Source organism: Bacillus sp. C30 (genome assembly GCF_040838255.1).
Classification (GTDB): Bacteria; Bacillota; Bacilli; order Bacillales; family Bacillaceae_G; genus Bacillus_A; species Bacillus_A mycoides.
This window is the reverse complement of sequence record NZ_JBFPJH010000101.1, coordinates 1-11365: the sequence shown is the minus strand read 5'-3', so window position 1 is coordinate 11365 and position 11365 is coordinate 1. Positions and strand designations below refer to the sequence as shown.

Genomic DNA, 11365 nt, shown 5'->3' with positions numbered 1-11365 from the left:
ATATGAAAGTATCAATATTTATTACTTGTGTTGCAGATATTTTTTATCCAGAAGTAGGGAAAGATGTTGTGGAAATTCTTGAAGGTTTAGGGTGTGAAGTTGATTTTCCTAAAACTCAAACTTGCTGCGGACAACCTGCTTATAATAGCGGGTATGTGAAAGAAACAAAAACAGCTGCAAAACATATGATTGAAGCCTTTTCTAGTTCAGAATATGTTGTGGCACCATCGGGTTCTTGCGCTATGATGGTTCACGAGTTTTCTAGCTTGTTTTCTGAAAGTGAAGCGGATTGGAAGAAAAAAGCGACTGAACTTGGAAATAAAACGTATGAATTCACACAATTTCTTGTGGAAGTATTAGGGAAAGAAGACTTAGGTGCAGAGCTTCATAAAAAAGCAACGGTTCATACATCTTGTCATATGAGCCGATTAATGGGGATTAAGGAACCACCGCAAAAACTATTAAAGTGTGTAAAGGGACTGGAAGTTGTTTCATTGCCGCATAATTATGATTGCTGCGGATTTGGAGGGACATTCTCGGTGAAAATGCCAGAAATTTCTGAGCAAATGGTTGAGGAAAAAGTAAAGCATATTATGGAAACCGGTGCGGAATTGTTAATTGGGATGGATTGTAGCTGCTTAATGAATATAAAAGGACGTTTAACACGCAATGGTTATCCAATTGATGTAAAACATATTGCTCAAGTATTAAATGAAGATCGAAAACAAGGGGGGATATAGAGATGGGAATGAAAATTGGGAACGATCCCTTTCATAAGCGTACTGCAACAGGCATTGGGGATCAATTTATGCGACAGGCTGTCAGGAAAGCGCAAGATGGTCTTAGAGTTAAGAAATTAAAAGCTACTGAGAGTCTTGGAAACTGGGAAGAATGGCGAGCTTTAGGAGAAGAAATTCGAAAGCATACATTAGAAAACCTTGATTATTATTTATATGAGCTGAGTGAAAATATTGAGAAAAATGGTGGTTTCGTTTATTTCGCAAAGACTGCAGAAGACGCAAGGGAATATGTAAAAGAGATTGTAAAAAAGAAAAACGCGAAAAAAATTGTGAAATCAAAATCGATGGTAACGGAAGAGATTAGTTTAAATGAAGCGATTGAAGAAGCTGGAGCGGAAGTGTTAGAAACAGATCTTGCTGAATTTATTCTACAAGTGAACGACCACGATCCTCCATCACACATTGTTGTTCCGTGTCTTCACAAGGATAAAGAACACATTTGTGAAATATTTAAAACAAAGTTAGAGTATACGGGAACATCTGATCCTACGGAAATGGCGAGGTTTGTAAGAGATTATTTACGGGATGATTTTTTTGCAGCGGATATAGGGGTGACTGGATGTAACTTTGCTGTTGCAGAGTCTGGGTCAATTTCTATCGTAGCAAACGAAGGAAATGCAAGACTTACTACGACACTTCCAAAAACGTTGATTACAGTTATGGGGATGGAGCGTATTGTTCCGACATGGGAAGAGCTTGATGTTTTAGTAACACTTCTATGCCGAAGTTCTGTAGGACAAAAGTTAACAAGTTATATTACAGGGTTAACTGAGCCTGGCGGGACGGATGGACCTGAGGAATTTCATTTAGTCATTGTTGATAATGGCCGTTCCGATATTGTAGGAACAGAATTCCAAAGTGTCCTTCAGTGCATTCGTTGCGCGGCATGTATTAATGTGTGTCCTGTATACAGGCATATTGGTGGACATGCATATGGCTCTATTTATCCAGGACCAATTGGAGCTGTGTTGACACCGCTTTTAGGGGGATATGATGAATATAAGGATTTACCTTACGCATCTAGCCTTTGTGGTGCTTGTACAGAAGCGTGTCCAGTGAAAATCCCGTTACATGACTTATTAATTAAACATCGCAGCCGCATTGTAGAAGAAAAACGATCACCTGTAGCTTGGAACGTGGCTATGAAAGGTTTTGAAAAAGCGGTGAAGAGTCCTAGACTATTTTCTTTTGCAGCGAAGAGCGCTCCGTATGCATTAAAACCTCTTGCAAAAGGGGATAAGATTGAGCGCGGCATTGGGCCGTTAAAAGCTTGGACGGATGCGAGAGATTTTCCAGTTCCGAAAAAACAACCGTTTCGAGAGTGGTTTGAAAAACACGAAAAGGAGAACAATAATGGCCATCCAAAATCGTGAGGAATTTTTACTCCAGTTATCAGAAAAGCTTGGTAGGAAACGTCCAGAAGCAGTGGAAAAACCGAACTGGTCTTTTTCCCCGCAGTGGGATGTTTTTGACGGACTGGCGCAAGATGAACTTGTATTAAAGTTAATAGAGCACTGCGAAGTGATTCATACAGAAATAAAGCGAACAACAAAGGAAAATCTTGTTGAAACATTGGGGTCTTTTATAACAGATTGGAATATCAAATCTGCTATATGTTCGAATGATGAGCGCTTTAATGAGTATGGTCTTACGCCATGTTTCAGCAATGAAGGCACAACACATTTTCGTACATGGGGATTAGATCATAAAGAAGAGGACATAAAATTTGCGAAAGCTGCTGACCTTGGCATTACGTTCAGTGATATGACTTTGGCAGAATCAGGAACCGTTGTACTATTTAATGACGGGTTAAAAGGAAGACATGTGAGTCTTCTTCCGGAGTCATATATTGCAATCGTTCCTAAAAGTACGATTGTCCCAAGATTAACCCAAGCTACAAAACTGATCCATAATCAAAATAAAGCGGGAGAAAACTTGCCGGCTTGTGTGAACTTCGTTTCGGGTCCATCAAATAGCGCGGATATTGAAATGAACCTTGTCGTAGGTGTGCATGGGCCAATTAGAACAGCGTATATTATTGTGGATGATCAATAACGATTTACGTGTGCGAGTTGGAAATATAGATGAAGCATTATAAGAATACTGAAAATAGAAAGCGCTGGCTGTTAAATATAACCGGGGCTTTCTATTTTGTGTGCCCTTACTGGTGAAGAAACCTTAAGAAGGAAAATTTTAATCTCTGTTTAAGTTTTCTACGCTACTATAACTAACTGAATTGTGTCTTTTCTTAGAAGCTAAACACACTATAACTAGCTCCAATTATAATGAATACGATAAAGAGCAGAATGAGTAATAAAAGCCCACTACTACCGCTCTCACCATCTTTGCCATCTTCACCGCCAGATCCCATATGAAAATCCTCCTTATCGTTATACATTGTTTTTACTTTATATTTTTCTAGGTTCATCAAGAAGTTCCTTTTAAAACTCTAATTAACTTGCAAATCATTCATTTTCATTTTACAATTTATTTACCGATCGGTAAGTAAAAATAGAAGAGGTACAGTATGACAAAAAATTTACAAACATCGCAGCACATTGTAGATGCATCATTTAAACTAATGGCAGAGCATGGCATTGAGAAGATGAGTCTTTCAATGATTGCGAAAGAAGTAGGCATATCAAAGCCAGCTATTTATTATCATTTTCCGTCTAAAGAAGCGCTAGTTGATTTTTTATTTGAAGAGATTTTTTCTGGATATTATTTCGTCAATTACTTCGATAAAGAACAATATACGAAAGAAAACTTTGCAGAAAAGTTAATCGCAGATGGTTTACATATGTTATCGGAGTATAGAGGTCAAGAAGGCATATTACGCGTTATAAATGAATTCATCGTAACTGCGACGCGAAATGAAAAGTATCAGAAACGCTTATTTGAAATACAAGAAGAGTTTTTAAATGGATTCCACGATTTATTAAAGAAAGGTGTGGAACTTGGTGTTGTGTCACAACATGCAACTGAAGAAAACGCGCATACGTTAGCGCTCGTTATTGATAATATGAGTAATTACATATTAATAGGATTCCAGTTAAAGTATAAAGAAATTTGGATTCAAAATGTGAAAAACGTAATGAAGGAGGGGGAATAAAAATGAAAATGCAGAAAAACTGGTGGCTCGGTTTCCTTGGATTTGTGGGAGTGTATAAAATTCCAGGTATGATTGAAGCTTTCCAAGCGGATAAAGGTTGGCTCGCATTAATTAGTTTAGTTTGGCTCCTTTGGTTCGGATATTTTATTCCTGAGAAAAAAACGGATAAATAATAAATTTTCAATTTTATGTAAAGTTATGTAAAATATAGATTGAGACAATTCATATATTAGATTAATAGATTTGGAGTGGTTACATGGATCCATTGAAAAATGAAATTCATCCTGACATGGTCAAGGTGTGGAAAGTTCGTGCTGTAATTGAAGAAGGGATAGGTATTCTCGTCATCTTAGTATACCTTTTCCTCATGATAAAGTTTGATTGGTGGGCGTGGATTTTGTATGTGATGGTTGGGTTAACAGTTGCGCTAGCACCATTTTCGTACTTTGTATTCCCGAAACTACGTCAGCGTTATTATAGCTATCAATTAAATGAAGAAGAGCTTGAAATTCAGCACGGTCTTTTCGTAGTAAAGCGCGTATTAGTACCGATGATTCGTGTACAGCACGTTACAATTGAACAAGGACCAATTATGAGAAAATATGGATTAGCAGAATTACATATTTCAACAGCGGCAACTTCTCACAGCATTCCAGGCTTAACGATGTATGAAGCAGAAATGTTAAAAACGAGAATCGCAGAATTAGCGAAAGTGAGTGATGAGGATGTATAAGAGGCAGCATCCCATTACGATGTTATTAGAATTAAAAATAACAGACTTTATACCATTACTTATTTTCATGTTTAGTTTAAATGGAAAGTTCCCATTTTGGTATTTAATTCCCGCTGGATTCGGTTTACTTACTATTTTTTCAGCGTTTGAAAAATGGTATTACACAACATACTGGGTTGAAAATAACGTATTACATGTGAAACAAGGGCTCTTCGTGAAGAAAGAGAGTTACTTAAATAAAGAACGTGTTCAAACGATTAATACGAGTTCTAACGTGTTATATCAAATGCTCGGTTTGAAGAAAATTCAGATCGAAACAGCTGGCGGAGGCGATGATGCCGAAGTAAGCCTAGCTGGTATTACAGAAGATGAGGCGAAGGAGCTTATTTCCTTACTAAATGAGCCAACTCCAGAAGTGAAAGCAGAAGAAACATCAGAAGAAGTAGTAGAAAAAGAAGCTATGATAGAGGAAAAGCAAGCGACAGAGTACAAATTAACTTTGAAAGAAATTTTATTAGCATCTGTTACATCCGGTCAATTTGGATTATTATTCTCATTAATCTTTTTCGTGTATCACCAAGTAGATGAGTACATTCCGAAATGGATAAAAAATAGCGTAGAGTCGTATGTAATGGATCATGATATATACGGCTGGATTTACATGGTAGCTATTTTACTCGTCCTTTCGTGGATTATATCTACAATTGGTTACGCGTTAAAACATGGTAATTTCACAGTAAATCGAAAAAACGATGAAGTGCGTATTTCTCAAGGATTACTTGAAAGGAAAGAACTTGTACTAAAGTTACACCGCATTCAAGGGATTACGATAAAAGAAGGTATTTTCCGTCAGATGTTCGGTTATTGTGCTGTGCAAGTCGAAGTCATTCAAAGTAAGGGATTGGGAGAAGAGAAAGACAAAGTTACGCTGCATCCGATTATTCGAAAAGATCGTGTGCAAGAGTTACTCGCTCATTTACAATTGCCATATGAACTGAATACAAATATTACTGCATTACCAAAAGCAGCCTTGCGCCGTTATTTAATTGATAGTTTCATTTTCTTCGCAATGCTAGCAGTCCCGCTTACTGGGATAAGCATATACTTTGAAAAGTATTTCATCATGTGGGCGTTGTTACCGCTAGCTATCCTCATCTTTACACTTGGATACGCAACATTTAAAACAAATGGTTACGGTGTAAACGGAGAACAAATTACGATTATACATCGTAGTATTGGGAAACATACAGGACTTGTAAGAAGAAGACACGTCCAATCAATTGAAAAAACACAATCATATTTCCAGCGCCGAGCGGATTTATGTACGTATACGTTTTCTAGTGCATCATCGAATTATAAACTAGAGCATACGAGAGTAGAAGATGCGGAGAGAATGCAGGATTGGTATAAGAAGAGAATAAGTGAGGATTAATTTAAAAAAGCTTGCCTATTATGAAAGGCAGGCTTTTTTGTTATGGAGAAATGAGTAGTTTGATTCATATATGGGTGCAAATACAGCTCACATTTCTCAATACGTATCAGAAAAAAAGTAGTATCTTTCTATTTCAGGGGAATTCGTGAAATTTTTGATATAAATGGTATACTAATATAGAAATAATATTAGGAGGTTATATATGATAAGTCAGTTGAAAAGAGAAGCACTTGATGCATTAAAAGGAAAATGGGGATTAGCGGTAGGGGCAACCTTATTACTTGGAATCCTTATTGGAGCTGTTGAACTTCTAATTACAGGTGTTTTCTCGATGTTTTGGGGTTGGGAAGAAGCAAGTGATTCGCTTACAGTAAGTATTATTGCAATGCTTGTTATTGGTCCGTTAACAATAGGCGCCTACTATCTTGTTTTAAATGTAATCCGTGAGACTAGTGCTCGCATTGGTGATTTATTTAGATGGTTTAGCGATGGAAGTAAGCTTATGAAGTCGTTTTTAACATATTTACTAATGTATGTATACTTGATGCTATGGACATTACTTCTTATTATTCCGGGTATTATTAAATCATTTTCTTATTCTATGACGTATTTTATTTTGAATGATCGTCCAGAATACACAGCGAATCAAGCGATTACCGAAAGTCGCCATATGATGAATGGACATAAAATGGATTACTTTTTACTATGCTTAAGTTTCCTTGGCTGGTTCATTTTAAGTATTCTTACTTTAGGAATCGGTTTCTTATGGTCTGCACCTTATTTCTACGCGACATCGGCAGCATTTTATGAAGAGATTTCAAAAGAATATTATAAAAAAGAAGGTACTACCTTCTAATAAACCACCTAAACCACTTGTCCCCTAAAGAATATAGGGAACAGACGGTTTAGGTGTTTTGATATGTGTTCTGTTTTCGGGTTTCGGGTTCACTTCAGGATAAGGTATAGGTTTTTATATAGAAATTATTCCCTCTATGTTTTATCATAGAGGGGTATTTTTTCATGTAAAAATGATAGAAAATAATGAATAATATATGTGAAGGGAAAAGTGAGGTGAATGAGATTGAGCAAATTTTTAATTCCGTATTCATTTTCTATATTAAGTTTATTTATTTCATTAACGGTACTTGATTTATATGATAGGATGGGAAAAAATAATGAGATGATTTCGCCGACTATACTTGGAAAGGTAATTCAAGCTACTTCCCAAATGGGAGTCCTTACATTGTATTTCGGAGTACCTATTATTTTAGGTGGCTGTCTACTTGGTGAGCTATTGTTTAGAGGTATCATTTTACGTTTTAAACTAAGCTATATTATATCTTTATTATTATATTTGCTTTTAGCTTTTAGTATTGTTTTCGTAACGGTAGGGATTCCAACTACATACGAAGATTCTAATACTCTTTTCATGGGAATAACTATGATTTGTGCTGTTACATTCTTTGTGAATCGGAATATATGGGAGAAAAAATCAGTTAATAATGGAGTGACAAAATGAAATACACTTGTCCATGCTGCGGATATAAAACATTAGAAGAAGAACCACCAGGTACATATGAAATCTGTAACATATGTTATTGGGAAGATGATCCTGTTCAGTTTAACGATCATGACTTTGAAGGCGGAGCAAATGAAGTTTCGTTAAGACAAGCACAGAGAAATTTCATTGTATTTGGTGCTTGCGAGGAATGCTTTGTTGAATCAGTTAGAAAACCGACTAACGAAGATATAAAGGATGCTAGTTGGAAGCCAGTTTGTTAAGTAGTTTTTAAATGAAAATGTTATTACTCAATTTAATAAGAGTAATAACATTTTTTTATGTAGTGAAAAAAGAATTAATACCGTTTTACAAAACAAAAAACTAAAGCTAATAAAGAAATAGGAATTCCAATTTTAAAAAGGATTCTAAATCATCTATTGGAATATTTAGGATAAAAAGTTATAATTAACATTTGTGTGATCTGTCATTATGATAGTTTTTGTGAAATGAATCACAAAAACTCGTAGTACTACGAGTTAGTTTAATTAAGAAAAGGGGAGCATGTATAAATATGAAGCTTATAAAAATAGCAACGATAGGTATGATTGCAGTAGGATCTCTTTCTATTTCTTCAAGTTCTTTAGCTGAAATGGAAAATGTAACTAAGAATGAGGTGGAAACGGAAGCTCCGAAAGCACAAACAAAACAGGAGAACGCTATGCAGCAAGAGCAACCATCAAAAGCACAAGCAGCTCCAAGTAGTTTCCCTGATGTTCCGGGGTGGGTAAAGCCATCGATAGACTATCTTATAAATAAAAATGTATTGTCGGGTATGCCAGATGGCACGTTTTCACCAAATTTAGAGATAGATAGAGGAGCCGCCGCAACAATTATGGCTAAAATATTGAATCTTCCTATCGATCAATCGGCAAAACCTTCTTTTGATGACTCAAAAAGGCATTGGGCAGCTCCGTATATTGCAGCTATAGAAAAAGCGGGTGTTATTAAAGGAGAAGGGAACGGGAAGTTTAACCCTACTGGAAAGTTAACGAGAGGCGCAATGGCTTCTATGTTAGTAAATGCATACAAATTGCAAGAGAAAGTGATAGGAAATCCTCCAACAGTATTTAACGACTTAAAAGGGCATTGGAGCGAGAAACATGTAAATATCTTGGTTGAATTAGGTATTTCAAGTGGATACGGTGATGATAATTGGAAGCCTGATCAAACGATTACTCGTGCTGAAACTGTAAGTTTAGTTGCTCGAACAGATACTTCAAAAGATAAAGAGTTCAAACGTAAACAAATTCAGATGTCCAAAGATTTCTTTGCTTATCATGATGCTTCATTATCTTCAGGAATCGCTTTTGAAGGTGCCCCGCAAACTGTCACAGTGTATGAAGAGAGAGGAGATGGCTGGGTTAAAATCCATACATATCAAGGGTTCAAATGGATCTTATTAAACGAGAAAAGAATTCATATTAATAGAGACTTTTTCACATATGATTATCCAGCGGACTCAGCGAATGTACTTGTAAAATATACATCGCAAACGGTAACAGTAGTTGAAGAAAGAGGTACGTGGTTGCGTATAAGAACTGGTTCAGGTCTACAATGGATGAATATGAATGAATCTCGAACAGTTATTGATAACTTAAAAACAATCCAAAATAATCAACAGGTTATTTTAGTTACAACAAAAGGCTATAATACGGATCAAGCTCAAGTTCGTACATTTGAAAATTCAAATGGGAAATGGAGAGAGCGAAAGAATATAAGTGGATATATTGGGAAAAAAGGTTTTGCAGTTGAGATGAGTGAAAGTGGTATGAGTTCGCCAAGAGGAAAATACACAATTGGTGCAGCTTTCGGTAGACAAGGGAATCCTGGTACGAAACTTCCCTTTATTAATTTAACGCAAAATCACGTTTGGGTAGATGATTCGACATCTCCATACTATAATACTTTACAGGAAAAGCCTGTAAGAGGTAGATGGAAATCAGCTGAAAATATGTATATTCCAGCATATGATTATGGATTCGTAATTAATTATAATACTGAATCACGTACACCATACAAAGGAAGCGCAATCTTCTTCCATGTTTCTACTTCATGGACAGAAGGGTGTACAGGTGTAGATAAACAAAATGTTATTGATATTTTAAGATGGATTGATCCAGGGAAAAACCCTGTTATTATTCAAACTCCTGAAAATGAACTGACAAACTATTAATTTGATAACTTTAAAGATTTTCATGTCATCTTTTCGTGATAACCAATTGCACGAAAAGGTGGCATTATTTTAAGTCTACTTTAATTAGTAGGCTTTTTTTATTAGCGTATGAAATTCTCGTTTCAGAGTACTGTTTACTTTTCAACTGGATGACAATGAGGAAAGATCCCCTGTATGCTTTTATGGAGAATCCGTATTTACACTAAGGATTGGTATCTTATTGACGCTTAAAATATAGATATCGGAAAATAATGTAAAAAAACTATTGTATGTTTAAAAACCTTATGTTACATTTGTGTTACAAGATAGTTACAAATTGTGACTTTTGTTACGGTTTGTTTTCTGTTGATTTTCTGTATGTTACAGATTATAGTTTGTATTCCAATTAGCTGAGGATGTTTAAAGCTGAAGAAATAGCAAACTATAAACGAAAAATGATTTTTCTATGTGTATAAGAGTGTGTGTAGTAAAGATTCTGAGTAAGGGCTTTATTAAAATTCCTTTCTGTCTTAAAAGAAGAAGAAAACCAACTACCAACTATTTAGGAGTTTTAAGTAATGATAGTAAATGAAATGTACAGTACATATTTACTTTCAGTCTAATTACTACACAGACTTTTATACATATGCTGTTATTGTTTTAGGGATATATAGGGGGAGAGAAAATGAGAAAGTTATTAATGGTAATTGGACTTATGTTTTTAATGTTAGCTGGATGTAGTAATGGGAATTTTGACAAAGCAATGGATGAAGGAAAGACCGCGTTAACGAATAAAGAATATAAAAATGCTTTGTCATCATTTGAAAAAGCGCTAGATGAGAAATAAGACGATTCAGATGCAAAGATGCTTGTAGAACAAACGAAAGCAATGATTGAAGCAGTGAAGTTAAAAGAAGAAACAAAGGTAGAAGAATCAATCAAGTCATTTGAAAAAGTAGAGAACATGAAGAATGGAAATAATACGCTTATAAAACAAGCCAAGGAAGAACGAACAGCATTAGTAGCGATCTTAGAACAAAAAAAGAATTATAGCGAGCAACTGGCAAAAAGTGAAGAGTTAATAAGTAAGAAAAATTATACAGAAGCGAAAGAGATATTAAATAAGCTAGTTTCAGAAACAAAAGATAACAAGAACCTTGAAGAATATAATAAAAAGGCTTTAGGATTAATCACTAAAATTGGTGAAGAGGAAAAAACTGCAAAGAGTGTAACGACAGCAGCGAAGGCACAAAAAAATGATGCAGTAACGAGTCAAAAGGTAGCGACAGAAAAGAACCAAAAAGCAGAGACAGAAAAAAATCAAAAGGTAGTAACAGAAAAGAATCAAAAAGCAGAGACAGAAAAAAATCAAAAGGTAGTAACAGAAAAGAACCAAAAAACAGAGACAGAAAAGAACCAAAAAGTAGAAACAGAAAAGAATCAAAAGGTAGAGACAGGAAAGAATCAAGATGCATTTACTTTTGAGAAAGCTAAAGAATATATCAAAAAAGAATATAAAGAAGAATATAATTACACGCTAGAGGATACGCAAGTAGAAAATGGAAAGAAATATTA

The 11365-nt window shown here is 35.4% G+C and carries 12 protein-coding genes and 1 pseudogene; 12 read left to right on the top strand and 1 reads right to left on the bottom strand.

Features of this window, described 5'->3' with window-relative positions; all coding sequences use genetic code 11:
* Positions 1-2: 2 nt before the first annotated feature.
* From AB3X49_RS11935 to AB3X49_RS11925, 3 genes are read left to right on the top strand one after another with little or no spacing between them, the layout of a single operon-like run.
* On the top strand, positions 3-740 hold the full coding sequence (locus tag AB3X49_RS11935; RefSeq protein ID WP_367962228.1) for a (Fe-S)-binding protein: 738 nt from the start codon (positions 3-5) through the stop codon (positions 738-740).
* 2 nt (positions 741-742) lie between these two features.
* A complete protein-coding gene (locus AB3X49_RS11930) occupies positions 743-2173 on the top strand; it encodes a LutB/LldF family L-lactate oxidation iron-sulfur protein (RefSeq protein WP_367962225.1) in 1431 nt (476 codons plus the stop codon).
* The gene (locus tag AB3X49_RS11925) at positions 2154-2855 is read left to right on the top strand and encodes a LutC/YkgG family protein (RefSeq protein ID WP_367962223.1); all 702 of its coding nucleotides are present in this window, start codon (positions 2154-2156) and stop codon (positions 2853-2855) included. The genes AB3X49_RS11930 and AB3X49_RS11925 overlap by 20 nt, the downstream gene beginning before the upstream one ends.
* 193 nt (positions 2856-3048) lie before the next feature.
* Here AB3X49_RS11925 and AB3X49_RS11920 read toward each other — a convergent pair whose 3' ends face one another.
* Entirely contained in the window at positions 3049-3171 is a 123-nt protein-coding gene (locus tag AB3X49_RS11920) for a sporulation protein YjcZ (protein WP_367962220.1), read from the bottom strand.
* 156 nt (positions 3172-3327) lie between these two features.
* On the opposite strand from AB3X49_RS11920, the gene AB3X49_RS11915 reads away from it, so the two are divergent.
* The 9 genes and pseudogenes from AB3X49_RS11915 to AB3X49_RS11875 all read left to right on the top strand — a co-directional run.
* The gene (locus tag AB3X49_RS11915) at positions 3328-3912 is read left to right on the top strand and encodes a TetR/AcrR family transcriptional regulator (protein WP_002125785.1); all 585 of its coding nucleotides are present in this window, start codon (positions 3328-3330) and stop codon (positions 3910-3912) included.
* A 2-nt stretch (positions 3913-3914) separates the two neighbouring features.
* On the top strand, positions 3915-4085 hold the full coding sequence (locus tag AB3X49_RS11910; RefSeq protein WP_002011131.1) for a hypothetical protein: 171 nt from the start codon (positions 3915-3917) through the stop codon (positions 4083-4085).
* 83 nt (positions 4086-4168) lie between these two features.
* A complete protein-coding gene (locus AB3X49_RS11905; protein WP_088030923.1) occupies positions 4169-4645 on the top strand; it encodes a PH domain-containing protein in 477 nt (158 codons plus the stop codon).
* Entirely contained in the window at positions 4638-6077 is a 1440-nt protein-coding gene (locus AB3X49_RS11900; protein WP_367962217.1) for a PH domain-containing protein, read from the top strand. The genes AB3X49_RS11905 and AB3X49_RS11900 overlap by 8 nt, the downstream gene beginning before the upstream one ends.
* 202 nt (positions 6078-6279) lie before the next feature.
* A complete protein-coding gene (locus AB3X49_RS11895; RefSeq protein ID WP_061674025.1) occupies positions 6280-6933 on the top strand; it encodes a DUF975 family protein in 654 nt (217 codons plus the stop codon).
* A 225-nt stretch (positions 6934-7158) separates the two neighbouring features.
* The gene (locus tag AB3X49_RS11890) at positions 7159-7596 is read left to right on the top strand and encodes a hypothetical protein (protein ID WP_367962215.1); all 438 of its coding nucleotides are present in this window, start codon (positions 7159-7161) and stop codon (positions 7594-7596) included.
* Positions 7593-7859 (top strand): CPCC family cysteine-rich protein, encoded by a 267-nt coding sequence (locus AB3X49_RS11885; protein ID WP_078176854.1) that lies wholly within the window; start codon positions 7593-7595, stop codon positions 7857-7859. The genes AB3X49_RS11890 and AB3X49_RS11885 overlap by 4 nt, the downstream gene beginning before the upstream one ends.
* Positions 7860-8149: 290 nt before the next feature.
* The gene (locus AB3X49_RS11880) at positions 8150-9811 is read left to right on the top strand and encodes an S-layer homology domain-containing protein (RefSeq protein WP_367962212.1); all 1662 of its coding nucleotides are present in this window, start codon (positions 8150-8152) and stop codon (positions 9809-9811) included.
* A gap of 664 nt (positions 9812-10475) precedes the next feature.
* A pseudogene (locus tag AB3X49_RS11875) lies at positions 10476-11365 on the top strand (hypothetical protein); the annotation flags it as partial.